The 15,746-nt window shown below is 34.1% G+C and carries 13 protein-coding genes, 1 tRNA gene and 6 pseudogenes; 10 read left to right on the top strand and 10 right to left on the bottom strand.

Annotation, left to right across the window (positions count from 1 at the left end):
- Nucleotides 1–3: 3 nt before the first annotated feature.
- Nucleotides 4–896: pseudogene (locus tag M3L71_RS08625) on the bottom strand (IS5 family transposase).
- Between the two features lie 230 nt (nt 897–1,126).
- On the opposite strand from M3L71_RS08625, the gene cutA reads away from it, so the two are divergent.
- The 3 genes from cutA to M3L71_RS07825 all read left to right on the top strand — a co-directional run bounded on the left by cutA (nt 1,127) and on the right by M3L71_RS07825 (nt 2,091).
- On the top strand, nt 1,127–1,462 hold the full coding sequence (gene cutA, locus M3L71_RS07835; protein ID WP_264377446.1) for a divalent-cation tolerance protein CutA: 336 nt from the start codon (nt 1,127–1,129) through the stop codon (nt 1,460–1,462).
- Nucleotides 1,453–1,524 (top strand) — tRNA-Gln (locus M3L71_RS07830). Before cutA ends, M3L71_RS07830 begins: the two co-directional genes overlap by 10 nt.
- 204 nt (nt 1,525–1,728) lie before the next feature.
- Nucleotides 1,729–2,091, top strand: coding sequence for a hypothetical protein (locus M3L71_RS07825; protein WP_236681805.1), 363 nt, complete (start codon nt 1,729–1,731; stop codon nt 2,089–2,091).
- Here M3L71_RS07825 and M3L71_RS07820 read toward each other — a convergent pair.
- Nucleotides 2,088–2,267 (bottom strand): hypothetical protein, encoded by a 180-nt coding sequence (locus tag M3L71_RS07820; protein WP_280143578.1) that lies wholly within the window; start codon nt 2,265–2,267, stop codon nt 2,088–2,090. The two genes, M3L71_RS07825 and M3L71_RS07820, sit on opposite strands and share 4 nt — an antisense overlap.
- 459 nt (nt 2,268–2,726) lie before the next feature.
- On the opposite strand from M3L71_RS07820, the pseudogene M3L71_RS07815 reads away from it, so the two are divergent.
- Nucleotides 2,727–2,858 (top strand): annotated as a pseudogene (locus M3L71_RS07815) (IS630-like element ISWpi10 family transposase); the annotation flags it as partial.
- A 122-nt stretch (nt 2,859–2,980) separates the two neighbouring features.
- Here the strand turns inward: M3L71_RS07815 and M3L71_RS07810 are convergent.
- The 3 genes and pseudogenes from M3L71_RS07810 to M3L71_RS07800 form a co-directional block, all read right to left on the bottom strand.
- A pseudogene (locus M3L71_RS07810) lies at nt 2,981–3,193 on the bottom strand (transposase); the annotation flags it as partial.
- The gene (locus M3L71_RS07805) at nt 3,153–3,317 is read right to left on the bottom strand and encodes a hypothetical protein (RefSeq protein WP_280143577.1); all 165 of its coding nucleotides are present in this window, start codon (nt 3,315–3,317) and stop codon (nt 3,153–3,155) included. The gene M3L71_RS07805 and the pseudogene M3L71_RS07810, both read right to left, overlap by 41 nt.
- Nucleotides 3,318–3,341: 24 nt before the next feature.
- Nucleotides 3,342–3,719, bottom strand: a complete 378-nt coding sequence (locus M3L71_RS07800; RefSeq protein WP_280143576.1) for an IS630 transposase-related protein — start codon at nt 3,717–3,719, stop codon at nt 3,342–3,344.
- A 40-nt stretch (nt 3,720–3,759) separates the two neighbouring features.
- On the opposite strand from M3L71_RS07800, the pseudogene M3L71_RS07795 reads away from it, so the two are divergent.
- Nucleotides 3,760–4,647, top strand: a pseudogene (locus tag M3L71_RS07795) (IS630 family transposase); the annotation flags it as partial.
- Between the two features lie 263 nt (nt 4,648–4,910).
- Here M3L71_RS07795 and dapE read toward each other — a convergent pair.
- Nucleotides 4,911–6,107: a succinyl-diaminopimelate desuccinylase gene (dapE, locus tag M3L71_RS07790; RefSeq protein WP_280143575.1), complete on the bottom strand. Its 1,197-nt coding sequence runs from the start codon at nt 6,105–6,107 to the stop codon at nt 4,911–4,913.
- Nucleotides 6,108–6,149: 42 nt separating this feature from the next.
- On the opposite strand from dapE, the pseudogene M3L71_RS07785 reads away from it, so the two are divergent.
- Nucleotides 6,150–6,365 (top strand): annotated as a pseudogene (locus tag M3L71_RS07785) (iron-containing alcohol dehydrogenase); the annotation flags it as partial.
- Between the two features lie 11 nt (nt 6,366–6,376).
- Here the strand turns inward: M3L71_RS07785 and M3L71_RS07780 are convergent.
- Nucleotides 6,377–7,380: pseudogene (locus tag M3L71_RS07780) on the bottom strand (IS630 family transposase).
- On the opposite strand from M3L71_RS07780, the gene M3L71_RS07775 reads away from it, so the two are divergent.
- Nucleotides 7,374–7,658: a hypothetical protein gene (locus M3L71_RS07775; protein ID WP_280143573.1), complete on the top strand. Its 285-nt coding sequence runs from the start codon at nt 7,374–7,376 to the stop codon at nt 7,656–7,658. The pseudogene M3L71_RS07780 and the gene M3L71_RS07775 overlap by 7 nt on opposite strands.
- A gap of 124 nt (nt 7,659–7,782) precedes the next feature.
- Here the strand turns inward: M3L71_RS07775 and ftsH are convergent, their stop codons facing one another.
- From ftsH to M3L71_RS07760, 3 genes are all read right to left on the bottom strand, one after another.
- Complete coding sequence (ftsH, locus tag M3L71_RS07770; RefSeq protein WP_280143572.1) at nt 7,783–9,612, bottom strand: ATP-dependent zinc metalloprotease FtsH; 1,830 nt, start codon at nt 9,610–9,612, stop codon at nt 7,783–7,785.
- Between the two features lie 12 nt (nt 9,613–9,624).
- Nucleotides 9,625–10,920, bottom strand: coding sequence for a tRNA lysidine(34) synthetase TilS (gene tilS, locus M3L71_RS07765; protein WP_280143571.1), 1,296 nt, complete (start codon nt 10,918–10,920; stop codon nt 9,625–9,627).
- 150 nt (nt 10,921–11,070) lie between these two features.
- The gene (locus M3L71_RS07760; RefSeq protein ID WP_349292756.1) at nt 11,071–11,550 is read right to left on the bottom strand and encodes an OmpA family protein; all 480 of its coding nucleotides are present in this window, start codon (nt 11,548–11,550) and stop codon (nt 11,071–11,073) included.
- A 279-nt stretch (nt 11,551–11,829) separates the two neighbouring features.
- On the opposite strand from M3L71_RS07760, the gene M3L71_RS07755 reads away from it, so the two are divergent.
- From M3L71_RS07755 to mnmA, 3 genes are all read left to right on the top strand, one after another.
- Entirely contained in the window at nt 11,830–13,248 is a 1,419-nt protein-coding gene (locus M3L71_RS07755) for a gluzincin family metallopeptidase (protein ID WP_280143569.1), read from the top strand.
- Nucleotides 13,249–13,268: 20 nt separating this feature from the next.
- Nucleotides 13,269–14,336: a rod shape-determining protein gene (locus tag M3L71_RS07750; RefSeq protein WP_280143568.1), complete on the top strand. Its 1,068-nt coding sequence runs from the start codon at nt 13,269–13,271 to the stop codon at nt 14,334–14,336.
- A gap of 227 nt (nt 14,337–14,563) precedes the next feature.
- A complete protein-coding gene (mnmA, locus tag M3L71_RS07745; RefSeq protein ID WP_280144187.1) occupies nt 14,564–15,676 on the top strand; it encodes a tRNA 2-thiouridine(34) synthase MnmA in 1,113 nt (370 codons plus the stop codon).
- Nucleotides 15,677–15,746 lie beyond the last annotated feature (70 nt).

Raw genomic sequence — 15,746 nt, 5'->3', positions numbered from 1 at the left:
AATTCATGTAACTATCTCAAATTTAGCCATACCTATATCAGTGAATTTATTAAGCAAATAGCATTTAGTTCTTTTTCTCGATTTATCTCAGATTTATTCCTAAACAAATATTTGCTTTAATCTTGAGAAAAACCCTTCAATATAAGATCTTTTCCCATAATTTACTTCTTTTTCCATTCTTTCATGCCATCTTCACCGTATAATTTTATTAACCTAATAGCAGCATTCCTGTCAGACATATAATTTATTTCTGGATGTTCTGCCGCATTGTTTATTGGTGGAATTTTTGTCTTTATATCATATTCGTTACACAACTTATAAAACTTGTGCCTATCACATGCTCTATCTGCATATAGTACTTTTATGGCATGCTGAAAATCAACTTCTTTTAGCAAATCACAAGTGATCAGAGTAGACACCGTTACTGTATTTTACAGCTATGGCTTTTTGTTGTTTATATTCAACATTACGTACGATTTTCTCGTTTGCTCATAGCCACTCTGTCAGTGCTATTTTCCTTGCTGTGTGTTGTTGTATATACTAATTCCCGTACTGTCTATAGCAATTTCAATATCTTCTATATTATTTTCTGCAATCATTTATCTTAATACTAAGTTTTTTTTGATGCTTGTGAATAGCTGCAAATCTCTTCCTATTTGTTGCAGATATCCTTTTACAAACCCTACTGTTTGTCTTAAACCAATTCTAAAGAAACTGACGATTATATGAACTAAAATCACAACTTTATCACTATAAATATAGTTGCCGCCCTGCATTTTTGGACTATTTTCATACCAATTTTCTATGGCGTCATTGATATAACAAAAAATGCTTCCTCTTTCTTGGAGAAATTTGTTATATTCATGGCAGTTACTGACTCTCATTTTTTGTGGCATATTTTTTCTTCAACAGTTAAATGGCTATTTATAATGAATTTTGTCAGTAACTGCCAGTTCTTTTCACTTGAGCGATGCAACAAAGCCATCCCAGACTGGGATAACAAGGGGAGAGCTACTAAATGACATCTTCAATTTCTGTGTGTCAAGCACTGAAGAGGTCTCTCCTATTTTCTCTTGATGAATAAATCTAAGTAGAGTATAGTAAAAATGCATTTATGTAGCGGTTAATGAGCAATTTAGTTTTAGTCTATATAACTTTTTCGAACTTGAAAGAGGCTAAGGCTATTTCTGAAGAATTGTTAAACGAGAAGTTAATTGTGTGTGTAAATATATTTCCTGAAGTAAATTCTCTGTATTTATGGGAAGGTAAAATTAATAGTAATTGTGAAGTAGTGGCAATTATGAAGAGTAGGAATGATCAGGCTGATAAGATTGTAGAAAAAATCGAGGCAATGCATTCTTATGATCAACCAGCCGTTGTGATAATACCCATAGGAAAAGCGAATAAATCTTTTACTAATTGGGTTAATAATGTTATTGATATAAAAAATATTGGGGTGTAGCCAAGTGGTAAGGCAGCGGTTTTTGATACCGCCACGCGAAGGTTCGAATCCTTCCACCCCAGCTTTATTGAAGTGTGCGTGAAATGATATCACTTTTTTATAAATTAAGGTTATTTAATTACATACTGGGCAGTTTGAAAGATATGGTTGTCAAGCTATTTCTTTTCACTCTGTATCTTTATACATCGAGCATTATGCTCATGTTTCTCACCAATGGCTTTTGGTATACTGTGGAGTTTAGCTCTTTCAAAAATGCATTTTACCATTTGTATCAATATTTAAAATGGTATTATGAAAATAGAGATGATTTGGGTTATGGAGTTTCTATTAGAATATTAGTAGCGTTTCTTACTCCGCATTTTCTCTACAAATTATTTTCTGGCACAGGCTGGAAGTCTTTTTTCAAGGAGAAGATAGTTCAGATACTCAGCACAAGAAGAAAAATGAGTAATAAACCAAATGGCAGTAGTTATGGTTATAGTAATAAGAACAGTTACGGTAACAATAATCTTCAAGAGGCAGAACGGAAAGTGAATATGATAAAGCAGCTATTAATCCAAGATATAGATGAAGCTATAGAAAAAAGATTAAATGATATTTTTCTTGGTGAGAGGGGTAAACCTCATTAAAAGGGCTTTATCTTTTTTAGAATTGGCTGTATTTTGTTTTTTATGTATAACGGATCACATTCAGCCAGTATACATGTTTCAACAAAATCTTGACTGAACTCTGATAGCCAGGAAATTGCTTTGCGTTTCTCTACCAAGCTTTCTGTTTTTTTACAGTTACTTGCTGCATCAATCATTGCCTGTGATATCACTGATTGCCACAGTATGCAGTACCTTTGTATATCATCTAAAGTGCTATTTGCTTCGTGATGGTGAAAAAATTCTTTGAAATTGAAGTTATTTGGCATTATGTACCTCTTTAAGTTGAAAATTAGGATTTAAAGTAGTGCGAAAGTTGTCTTGCTGAAGCGAGCAGCCTTTATGACAGTCAGACCGGGTTTTGTATGAGCTATAAATGTTTAAGAAATTCTCTAGAAGCATCTGGATCGGTAGAGCCGGGTAGCAAAATAAGGTAGACGAGAAAAGACAACTATAGAAAAAAATGATCAATGCGCAACACTGGAAAATTGATTACAAATAAGACAACATTTTCGATCAAAAACCAGTGTCTGATACCAATTCCCGCTATAGAAAGAACAGATAGAGAATAATGGGGAAAAAAGTCATACTAGAGTAAGTGAAATAGCGAGGTATAAATGGCATTAAGGTCAAAACTATTAGACGAAAGAGTTGTAAATTTAGCGAAAGAAATGTTAAAAAAGGTAAGAAATAACGCATATGTTTCAAAAAAGTTACAAGCGGTGATAGCAGGAAAAGAAAGTATAGTATTTTCTAAAATGAATGGATAAATTTCCATTATGGTATTACCAACCAAAAGTTGTAAGTCTGTACATTTATACATTAGAGGTCTGAGGCGGCTTTTGATGGTATGCCAACAGTGTTCTATGGGATTCAAATCTGGTGAATATGTTGGAAGATACAGCACATGAAAGCCAAAAGACTCTATTAATGATTTTGTTTTAGTGGTCTTATGAAATGTAGCATTATCCATAACTATGGTTGTGCCAAGTGGCAATTTAGGTAATAACATCTTCTCCAACAATATATTGAATACCTCTTTTTCACACCCACCTTTGAAAGTCATTGGTGCAATAAATCTCATTCCAATCCACCCGGCTACTATACTGATTCTCTCTCGAGTTCTCCTGGAACATCTGCATAAATTTTCTTTCCTCTTGGAGCACGTCCATTTTCTCGGTATAACTTATTATCAACTCCTGCTTCATCTATATATAAGATGCTGGAATGTTCTATTTTGAGATTTTATCAATAAATTGCTGCCTATCTTCTTGATTGCGCTCTTGATATAGTGTGACTTTTTTTAAAGTAATTTTTAGCTGTTTTAGTCTATACCAAATTGAATTTATTCCAAATCCAAGATTTTGTTTCATCTCTGCCAGAGTATGATCTGGATTCTTTGTAACATATTCTTCGAGTATTTTTGGGTCTATTTTTCGAATAAAGCTACCGTTTTTAGATGGCTTTAAGCTTTCACCAGCAGCTTTCTTTTTTAACCAGCGGTACAGAGTTGCTATTCCTATCTCCATGAGCTCTGCTATCTCAACCTTTGTCTTCCCTTTTTCTATCATCAATACTGCCTTTTCCCTTAAATCCACACTATATGCCATTATAACTCAAATACTTTGTTATACCTTTATCATTTGCTTTGGGAAATACTATAGTATAAGCGCTGTGGCAAGAATATGTAAAATTTCAAGGACTGCTTTGACTGAATGGATAAAGCATCTAAAATTTGGTAGAGTAGAAAAATTATTTGCCCCGTTTCAGCGGAGAAGAAAAAGCAAATTAAACAAAAATCAACGTGAGCAAATTGAAATATGGGTAGAAAGAAATCCAAATATTACTATTAAGGAAGTACAAATAAAAATCTCAGAGGAATTTGCCCTAAACATCAGCAAATCAACAGTCCACCGTGAGATACAAAGGATGAAATTTTCTTACATAACACCGAGGCCAATGGACCATAAACAAGATAAAAACAAGCAAGAAGAGTTTAAAAGATACTTCAATAAAATAGTCAATTTCCACCCTAAAAGGGAGGTGTTTTTGATGAATCACGATTTGGGACTCATTCAAAAATCGGACACGGATGGTTTAAAAGGGGTCAGAACGCAGGTTAAAATGAAAATTGGTAGACAAAATTTCTATATCTAAAGTGCGGTAAATCCAAGAAGTGGTAAGAAAATCAGCCTACTTGCTCCATATGTAAACACTGATTGTATGAATATATTTCTGGAGCAGATGTCGAAAGATTTAGGCACGAAAGAAGCCTTTCTTGTAATGGATTGTGCAAGTTGGCATAGATCAAAAAGTTTGAAAATTCAGGAAAACATTACCATCATATACTTGCCTCCTTATTCACCGGAACTGAATCCTGTTGAAAGGTTGTGGCAATATATCAAATACAATACTTTACGCAATAGTATCTACGATACCATAGGTTTACTTGAAGATGTTTTGTGTAATTTTATTGTCAATATTTCCAGTACTACTATTAAACGAGTTTGTAATGTTTCTTATTTGTTCCGTCAGTAATGGATTTTGGTATGAGCACTGGCATTATAAAGAAACCTATGTCAGCTACTTGCATGACACCGATTTCTCTCTTATACTTTTTTGTCTATCTTATTTTGCCACTTTGCTGAACAGATAATTCTCGCTAATAAGCTTTTTACTGAGTTTTTGTTATTGAGCTTGCACAGATCAAAGACAAGTTTTGAGTCAAAAATACCCTTAATATTATAATAAGGGGCTGGTAAAATGTGTCTAGTAAGTTTTCTTCTCTATGCAACTGCACCTCAGGCTAATAATGGACCATCAGGCGTATTACCAATTACATTGATCTGGTTTAATATTTTATTAGTGGGGTAAAAATAATTTTTTATAAACTCCTTATATATAGCTGTTAATTTATGTATATCGTCTATTGATACGCATTCATTTACCTGATGTGCGGTTTTGTTGATCATACCAAATTCAATTACTGGACAAATATCCTTAATAAACGCAGCATCAGATGTGCCACCACTTGTGCTCAGCACAGCATCAATACCGGTAATTTTATTTATCGCATCAAGCATAATATCAGTATTTCTGTCAGGAGTAGAGAGAAAAACGTCCCTGCTGTTCTGCATAGAAAGTTTATAATCGTTAGTCACATTGGTGCATATTGCATCAATCATGTTATATAAAACGTCTGGTGTTTGTGTATTGTTATATCGAACATTAAAACCTGCTGCTATTGAACTAGGTATTAGATTATTAGTATTATTTCCAACATCGATAGTAGTAATTTCGCAATGTGAAGGCTGAAAGTATTTATTACCAGTATCAAAAGTGGTATCTTTTATCTTACTTAGTATCGATACCATTTTATATATTGGATTATCTGCTAGATCTGGGTAGGCAACGTGCCCTTGTTTACCATGGCAAATCAATTTAAATGTTGCAGAACCTCTTCTACCTATTTTTACTGTATCACCTAATTTCTCACTACTAGTTGGTTCGCCAACTACACAAAAATCTATCTTTTTTTGCTTACTTTTCATCCATTTCAAAACTTCCTTTGTTCCATGTTCTTCCGCGCTTTCTTCAGCACTGGTAATCAATGCACTGATTGAACCACTGAATCGAAACTTACCTGCAACTGAATCTACCATAGCAGCAATAAATGCGGCTATTCCACTTTTCATATCAGCTGCTCCTCTTCCATATAGCATTCCATCTCTAATTTCTGGCTTAAATGGATCAGATATCCAATCTTTTAACTCACCTGGTGGTACAACATCAACATGTCCAGCAAAACACAAGTTTGGTACTCCATTTATATATTTCGCATAAAGATTTTTAACTTTATCACCAAACTCTAAAATCTCACATTCAAAACCACTTTTCTTGAGAATGGCTGCTATATGCTCTATTGCCCCATCGTCTTTTGGTGTTATACTTTTAAAAGAAATGAATTTCTTAGTTAGTTCTACAGGGTCAATCTTCATGTCAATCTTGAAATACTAACATTACCGTATTGTAAACATTCTATGGGATATTTAAAACAAATATTACAGCACACAGAACAAGTTCTTATTAGGGAAGTAAAAGTACTTGCTGATAATATCTATGAAATATGTAGACAATATGGAAATGACATTTTTCTGATTGCAGATGAAAATACAGCAAAACTTTTAAATAAAAACATATTTAATAAAATTTCTCACTTAATTATTCCAGCTACACCTGTCATTCCAGCGCGTGATACCAAAATCCATTACTGACGGAACAAATAAGAAACATTACAAACTCGTTTAATAGTAGTACTGGAAATATTGACAATAAAATTACACAAAACATCTTCAAGTAAACCTATGGTATCGTAGATACTATTGCGTAAAGTATTGTATTTGATATATTGCCACAACCTTTCAACAGGATTCAGTTCCGGTGAATAAGGAGGCAAGTATATGATGGTAATGTTTTCCTGAATTTTCAAACTTTTTGATCTATGCCAACTTGCACAATCCATTACAAGAAAGGCTTCTTTCGTGCCTAAATCTTTCGACATCTGCTCCAGAAATATATTCATACAATCAGTGTTTACATATGGAGCAAGTAGGCTAATTTTCTTACCACTTCTTGGATTTACCGCACTTTAGATATAGAAATTTTGTCTACCAATTTTCATTTTAACCTGCGTTCTGACCCCTTTTAAACCATCCGTGTCCGATTTTTGAATGAGTCCCAAATCGTGATTCATCAAAAAAACACCTCCCTTTTAGGGTGGAAATTGACTATTTTATTGAAGTATCTTTTAAACTCTTCTTGCTTGTTTTTATCTTGTTTATGGTGCATTGGCCTCGGTGTTATGTAAGAAAATTTCATCCTTTGTATCTCACGGTGCACTGTTGATTTGCTGATGTTTAGGGCAAATTCCTCTGAGATTTTTATTTGTACTTCCTTAATAGTAATATTTGGATTTCTTTCTACCCATATTTCAATTTGCTCACGTTGATTTTTGTTTAATTTGCTTTTTCTTCTCCGCTGAAACGGGGCAAATAATTTTTCTACTCTACCAAATTTTAGATGCTTTATCCATTCAGTCAAAGCAGTCCTTGAAATTTTACATATTCTTGCCACAGCGCTTATACTACTTTCTTTTCCTGCTATCACCGCTTGTAACTTTTTTGAAACATATGCGTTATTTCTTACCTTTTTTAACATTTCTTTCGCTAAATTTACAACTCTTTCGTCTAATAGTTTTGACCTTAATGCCATTTATACCTCGCTATTTCACTTACTCTAGTATGACTTTTTCCCCATTATTCTCTATCTGTTCTTTCTATAGCGGGAATTGGTATGAGCTTTGTGTAATCACCACTGCAGAACCGATTCTTCTCATCATGGGTGCTACTGCTGTTATAGGAGCTATTGTAGCAGGAACTGCTCCTGTATTAAAGCTAATAGAGATGCAAGAACCTAATCTTTCTCCTAGTAGCGGTCTGGAAAGCTCTAATACTGAACATACTTATTTAAATAGGCAAAGAGTTATTTAGAAAAAAATTGGAAGAATGTTCAGAAAAGTCCATTTATAAAATACATCGGCTTAACTATTATCTTATAACTTAAGCTAATTAATTAAAAATTTTTGTTTTAGCGGTTAAATAAAGCCAGATTTGATTAGAGAGAGGATCTCCTTACCTCTTCCTTACCTTCATTTTCATTTCTAACAATTTTTTTTCCACTTAATATGTCTCTTATTTCATCTCCTGTTAAAGTTTCAAACTCCAGTAGATTTTCAGCAATGAACTCCAAGTCTTTCCTACGCTTGGTTAAAATGTCTTTTGCTTTTTCATAGCAAGAAAAGACAACTTTCTTTATTTCTTCATCTATAAGTCTTAACGTATCTTCAGAAATTGTCTCATAATCATGTGTGATTTGTTCACGATTGTGATATATTGGCCCTATTTTGTCACTCATTCCCCATTTTGTCACCATAGCACGTGATAAATCTGATGCTAGTTTTATATCTGAAGATGCGCCGCTTGTGACTTTATCATAGCCAAAAATTAGCTCTTCTGCCACACGTCCACCCATTGCAACAGTTATATCTGCTAGCATCTTTTCTCTTGTGAGGGACACTCTATCTGTTTCCGGTAGTCTCATAACTAAACCGAGTGCTCTACCACGTGGAATAATTGTTGCTTTGTGTATAGGATCAGAAGCAGGCATATTAACTGCAACTACTGCATGACCAGCTTCGTGGTAAGCAGTAAGCTTTTTTTCTTCTTCTGTAATGACTAAGGACCTTCTTTCCATGCCCATCATCACTTTATCACGTGCATACTCAAAATCATCCATGGTAACAATTTTCTTATTTCTTCTTGCAGCAATAAGCGCAGATTCATTCACTAAATTTGCTAGATCAGCTCCTGAAAAACCTGGCGTTCCCCTCGCAACTGTTTTTACGTTTACATCTGGTGCTATCGATATTTTCTTTATATGCGTATTTAATATTCTTTCACGCCCATTTATATCAGGTAAAGAAATAGTAATCTGTCGGTCAAAACGACCAGGTCTAAGTAGTGCTGGATCTAGCACGTCTGGACGGTTAGTTGCAGCAACTATTATCACACCTTCATTAGACTCGAAACCATCCATTTCAACCAGTAATTGATTTAATGTTTGTTCCCTTTCATCATTACCGCCACCAAGACCAATGCCGCGATGCCTACCCACTGCATCTATTTCGTCTATGAAAATTATACAAGGAGCATTTTTCTTACCTTGATCAAACATATCACGAACACGGCTTGCACCAACACCGACAAACATTTCAACGAAATCAGATCCAGAAATACTAAAAAACGGTACATTAGCTTCACCTGCAATTGCACGAGCAAGTAGAGTTTTACCAGTTCCAGGGGAACCAATTAAAAGACATCCTTTGGGTATCTTCCCACCTAACACTTGAAATTTTTGCCTTTGTTTAAGAAAATCAACAATTTCAACCAACTCTTCTTTTGCTTCATCAATCCCAGCAACATCATCAAATGTCACTTTTTTTCCAGTAGTCATAAGCCTAGCTTTTGATTTGCCAAAGCTTATAGTTCTATTACCTCCTGCTTGCGTTTGTTTAAAAAGGAAAAGTAATAAACCGATAAAGATAAGCGTCGGAACCCATTGAATAAGTAATCCACCAATTATACCTATTGCAGAGTCTCCAATTGAAAAGGAGAACTTCACTTTCCTATCATGCAAACTTTTTATTAAGTCACTATATATAACACCACTTGAGTTAAAGGCTGACCCATCCCCAAACTTCCCTTCGATGCTTTGGTTTCTTATTGTAATATTTTCTATATCATTATCTTCTAGTCTAGTTAAAAATTCTGAAAAAGGTATGGTTGTTTTACTCTTACCTATACTTCCGCTAAATTGAATATAAGCAACTGAAATAAGAACAATAATCACTAACCAGATCAACAAGCCTTCTAAAAATTTTTTCATTTACATTTCTAATTAAATACTAATCAAGCTTACCAAATTTTGTTTTATCGTGCTATTAATAATGAATCGAACCTTATCATCATCGTTATTTTTTCCGTTATAATTTACATCAGGATAAGCAAGCATCTTTCCATCTTTTTGTACTGTAGGCAAAGAATAGTAAACTTCAGAGCAATAATCATAATTTTTTAGAAATTCAGGGATTTTTTGTGTTTTCTTTAGTGGAGCAATAGTTACTGAACACTCCTGATCTCCAAATATTGTGCAGCTAAACCTGTTATCCCATTCAATAGAACCATTTAATGGTAAGTGTACAGTAATTTCATGTATCTTTGACGATTCTCTCATTATCAGAATACTTTCTCCATATTTTCTTATTTTGCATCCATAGAGTGTGCAATTAACATCACTATTTTGTTGCAATATTCTATTAAATATTGCAACAAGGCTGTTGTATCTTGGTTTATAGTATTTACCACAGATTGCCATTATAGAATAAAGAAGGAGCCTTAAGGCTATTTCCTCTGGCAGTTTATAAAATTCACTTAGTTTAATTTCAATATAACCAAGATCATGAACATTAATACAGTCATTAAATGCAAGGCGTGTGTAGTGCATCAACGCTTTTGCAGCTCTTTTCATATGAAGGGCTGTAAGGCATATTCGCTCTGTTATAACATCTTGATTATCAATTGCTTTAAGCAAGTTACGGTATAAAGTTCGCCTGTATTTCAAGTCATAATTGCTTCTATCTTCGATCCATCTTAACTGGTGAAGCTGAGCATACCTTTCTATTTTACTACGACTGAAATTTAACAATGGCCTAAATACATAAATACCATTGAAGAAAGATTTGTAGTCCATTGATGATAATCCATCTACGCCACTACCTCGCTCTAATCTCAACAAGAACGTTTCTGCTTGATCATTTTCGTGGTGAGCAACAAATAAATATTTAACATTATTGTTTTTACACCATTCTATTAATAACTTGTATCGTGCTTTTCGTGCCTGTAACTGAATATTGCCTTTAATATTTTTTTTCTCCCAATTTAATACGAATGACTCCCTTGCTCCAAGTTCTTTTGCGTAACTTATAGCAAAATGAGCTTCTTTTTGAGATTCTAAACGTAACCCATGATTTACTGTTAATGCTATAGGGGCTAAAAGCTTACTTTTTTTTGCCCAGTTAATCATTAAGTGCAATAAAACTACGCTATCTATACCACCTGATACTGCAACCGCAACTTGATTATCATGAAAAGCAAAGTTATTAACTATATTTTGAAATGACAGCTCCAATTGCATTATGTCTCGGTTAGGTAGTTTATATCTCTCTACATTATACTGCCCACAGGACTTCAATACAAGTTCAACTAACAATCAGTGGAAGCAACGGATTTGCACTTTTTATCATCCCAGTGCTAAACACTGGGATCCAGGTTTTAACGCAAGAAACTATTTCTTTATTCCAGAAAATGAAAATTCTACTCTACGATTTTTAGCATGCTCTCTCTCATACTTGGAATTTCTAGAATCATCTTTTACATTAACCAAAGGCTCAGTTTCACCTTTAGAAGCAGTTTTTATTCTATTTTCTAGATAAGGTGTACAGCTGACCATAAACTTTTTAGCTGCATCTGCTCTTCTAGCACCTAATGCAAGATTATATTCATGAGAACCACGATTATCAGTATGACCAGTTAAAGTAACCTTCGCATCAGGGTTATCTTGTAACACTTCCACTGCATCAAGCAATGCATCTGCACTTATTTCAGTAATACTAGATTCATCGTAACCAAAGAAAACTCTTTTATCACCTATCTGCTTAACAACGGAATTCATTTTATTTGTTGCATTTACTCCTTTTTTGGGGCAAGAGCTTACGCCAGTAAGCAGTAAACAAAAACAACACATTATAACGAATCTACTCCACATTACTAAACCTCCATAAATTTTAAGTATAGCGCATAATTTTAACTTTAGCACTAATCATCACTCTATACTATAATGTAGTCAAGAGAAATAAAATACTAAATATTTCACTTACAATACAATCTGACAATTAATTTTCTGATAAGATGCTCGATTTTTGTCGAAAAGTTCAATGAAGGAGTAAAAATACAATTTTTTATTGTACTTTAAGCAAATATACTTTTAACTTTATTATTAATCTATTACGATATTAAACAGATGTTTTCAAAACAATGAATAAAAATGAGATCTTATAAGTTTTTAGAAGAAGTATTACACAAGGTAAGGAATATCGAAAACACACTAAAACTACTAAGCAAAAGCCAATTGAATGTAGAGGACAAAGTTGAACAAATGTGTCTTCTAGAGGAAATCAGACATGAAATTATCTCTCATGATGCAATAAAAGAATCATTAGCTGACGCTCTTAGCAATAATAAGAGTGCAGACACTCCGCAGCTAAAGTTAATAGAGGGGATACATAAAAGCAATAGTGCTATTCCTGTTGATTTAGTAAAATCTTTGTCCAAAGCTAAGATTGAATGCCAAAACTTATGGAGGCTAACTAATTCTGAAATTAGTAACTTAGAAAAGCTGAAAGAATGCTTTACTAACCTAATTAAGCTTACTCGTGAAGCAGCTTCTATAAAATCGCAGCAATTAAAGCGCTCAAACTATGAGTCATTGCTTGCTGACTATGACTCTAATATCACAGAAAAGAACATAAAGGAAATATTTCCTAAGCTAGGTAAATTTTTTAGTGAAAATGTAGAGAAAGTAACTCAAAAGCAGAAGAAGGATAAGGTTACTAATATACAAAAAGTTACGGTTCAGAGACAGATTGAACTTGGTTCCTTATTCTTACAGCAAATGAGTGTTAGACCAAATGAGATTTCCATTTCTTATTACGATTCTATCGATTATGATGAATCTGACCTTTGTTATGGTTTATTTTTACTTTTACGGCATACTGGTTATGCAATTCATCAAAAATGTTTAGCGCAAAATTCTATAAAGATCTCAATTACAAAACATATTATGTATGAAACTCAAGGGTTATTCATGGAAAGGATCATTGGAACATCCAGAGAATTTATTGAGTTCATTCAACCACACATAAAGGAGAAACTTTCTACAAAAGGCAAAATTAATAGTAGTGTTGAAAATTTGTATTTGATTTTCAATAAAGTAAATCTTTCATCTTTTTTGAAGAATGCGGATGAATTTAGTTTATTGGCTCACATTATGCTAAGAACTAAATTAGAACAAGATCTAATAAATGGTACGTTGGAAGTTAAAGATCTACACGATAAATGGTTGGAAGGTATGAAGCATTACAAGATTTCAGTAAAAGCTAAAAATGAGCTAGACACTTATTTTCAAGATGAGTATTGGATAAGTGGTGTTATAGGCTACTTTCCTATTAAAGTCATAGCGTTAATCGCTGCTGTGCAGTTTTTTTCTTTCATTAAGAAAAATCATTACGAATTTTTAGATTCTATAGTAAAAGGAGATTTCAGTTTACTTATCGATTGGTTCTCTAAAAATGTATATAGTGCAAATTATGGCTTTTTGGAACAGCTAAAAAAGGTAACAGGTGGGGATTTAGATATTGAGTGCTACACTAGTTACTTATCTGAAAAGTATAATTTATCTCAATAAATGGTTTTCTTGAGTTGTGTATGAGTTTTGTTCGGAATTTAATCAGAAATTTTTTTACTTTCAAAGGTTTATTTGCTAGCGATATTGCTATAGATCTTGGTACTGCAAATACTTTAGTTTATCAGAAAAGTCAGGGGATAGTGCTTGATGAACCATCAGTTGTAGCAAGAGTAAAAGAAAAAGGAAGTTACGTTCCTTATGCTTTTGGCAAAAAAGCTAAGATGATGCTCGGAAAAACACCTGGAGAAATAGAAGCGATAAGGCCCTTGAAAGACGGAGTTATTGCTGATTTTAAAAGCGCGGAAGAAATGTTAAAATATTTCATACGCAGCGCAAACACAAGATTCACTGTTAATAAGCCTAATATTATCATATGTGTTCCATCTGGATCTACCCCAGTTGAAAGGCGTGCTATACAAGATGCAGCAGAAAGTGCTGGTGCAAATGAAGTATTCTTAATTGAAGAACCAATGGCTGCAGCAATTGGGGCTGGACTTCCAGTTACCGAACCTGAAGGTTCTATGATTGTTGACATAGGAGGTGGTACAACTGAAGTTGCAATTATTTCTTTAGGTGGAATTGTTTATTCACGTTCTGCCAGAGTAGGTGGCGATATTATGGATGAGGCAATAAAGTCATACATTCGTGAAAATCATAAGTTATTGATTGGCGAAACAACTGCTGAAAAAATTAAGAAAAACGTCGGTTCAGCCAGTCTGCCAGTTGAAAACAACAAAGAGGGAATGATAATTAAAGGCAGGGATTTAGTGAGTGGTATGCCACAAGAAATGCTTTTATCAGAATATCAAGTTGCAGAGAGCCTAATAGAGCCTGTACATCAGATAATTTCTGCTATTAGAACTGCACTGGAGAGTACTCCACCTGAACTTTCTTCTGATATAGTTGATAGAGGAATAATTTTATCTGGTGGAGGTGGGTTATTGCGCAACTTGAGTAAAGTTATTAGTGAAACAACAAAATTACCAGTTCGTGTTGCAGATGATCCACTTTGTTGTGTTGCCCTGGGTAGCGGAAAAGTACTTGAAAACATGGACTATTTTGGCCATGTTTTATTCAAGCAAGATTAAATTGTTTTTGAAGGCAGTTTATCGAATTGTTTTGATGGAATTATGTAATATAAATGAGATCCCAGTGTCACGCACCAAGTAATTTAAAGGCAACTTCCAGCAGGAAGGGGTGTCATCCCAGCGCTTGACACTGGAACTTGACTACAAATAAGTAGGCTGTTTCGATGAAATTGTGTAATAGAAACTGGATTCCAGCGCTTGACACCAGGTTTGTGTTTATAAATTATATGCTAAAAGAATTTGAAATTGAACCTTTATTAAAAGATAAAGCTCCGCATCAAACTAAGGCTATTATTGCAATGTCCGGGGGAGTTGATAGCTCCGTTGCTGCAGCACTGCTGTATAACCTTGGGTACGAAGTGATAGGTGTGACTCTTCAGCTATATGGCACTGATGGCAATGCTAATGCAAGAAAAGGTGCATGCTGCGCTGGACAAGATATTTATGACGCCAAACGCGTAGCTGAAAGTGTTGGCTTTCCTCATTATATTTTAAATTACGAAGAAACATTTAAAAAGGAAGTAATAGAAGATTTTGCGAATACTTACATGCGTGGGGAAACCCCCATACCATGTGTAAGATGTAACCAAACAGTAAAATTCCGCGATCTATTGCAAGTCACAAAAAATCTTGGTGCGGATGTGCTCGTAACAGGACATTACGTAAGAAGATTAGAAGAAAATGGTGAGGTAAAGTTGTGCAGAAGTGTTGATAAAAGTAAAGATCAAAGTTATTTTTTGTTTGCTACAACTGAGGAGCAGTTAAAGCTTTTGCGATTTCCACTAGGTGAGTTCTATAAAAGTGATATAAGAAAATTAGCAAAATATTTTAGCTTACAAATCTCTGAAAAGCCGGATAGTCAAGATATATGCTTTGTTTCCGAAAGCTATAGTAAAACAATAGCTAAATTAGCTCCACAATCTGTACAGAAAGGTAAAATAGTAGATATTCATGGAAAAGTGCTAGGTGAGCACAGCGGCATAGTAAATTTTACAGTGGGGCAGAGAAGAGGCCTCTGCATCGCACACAATGAGCCTCTTTACGTGATAAAAATTAATACAGAGAATAATGAGGTTATAGTAGGTCCGATCAACGCATTAATGCAAAAAAAAATATTGATCAAAGAGTTAAATTGGTTAGAACAACCAAAGGAAGGTATGGAAGTAACTGTGAAGCTCAGGTCATCACATGCAGGGAGTTTAGCAACAATACATTCAATTGACGAAAAAAATAAAGCCTGTGTCATTTTAAACGACGATTACTTTGGCATCAGTCCAGGTCAAGCCTGTGTAGCATATAAGGGCGAACAAGTTATCGGTGGAGGTTGGATATGCTCCTAACTTGGTGGTTTAATTTTTTAATGCAGAATGTAAACATACAATAAAATTTATTGCTGTTTTACCCTATATT

Origin of the sequence: Wolbachia endosymbiont of Frankliniella intonsa (genome assembly GCF_029856955.1) — a bacterium.
Taxonomy (GTDB): domain Bacteria; phylum Pseudomonadota; class Alphaproteobacteria; order Rickettsiales; family Anaplasmataceae; genus Wolbachia.
The sequence above is the reverse complement of the archived record's forward strand: the minus strand, read 5'-3'. Positions and strand labels throughout refer to the sequence as shown.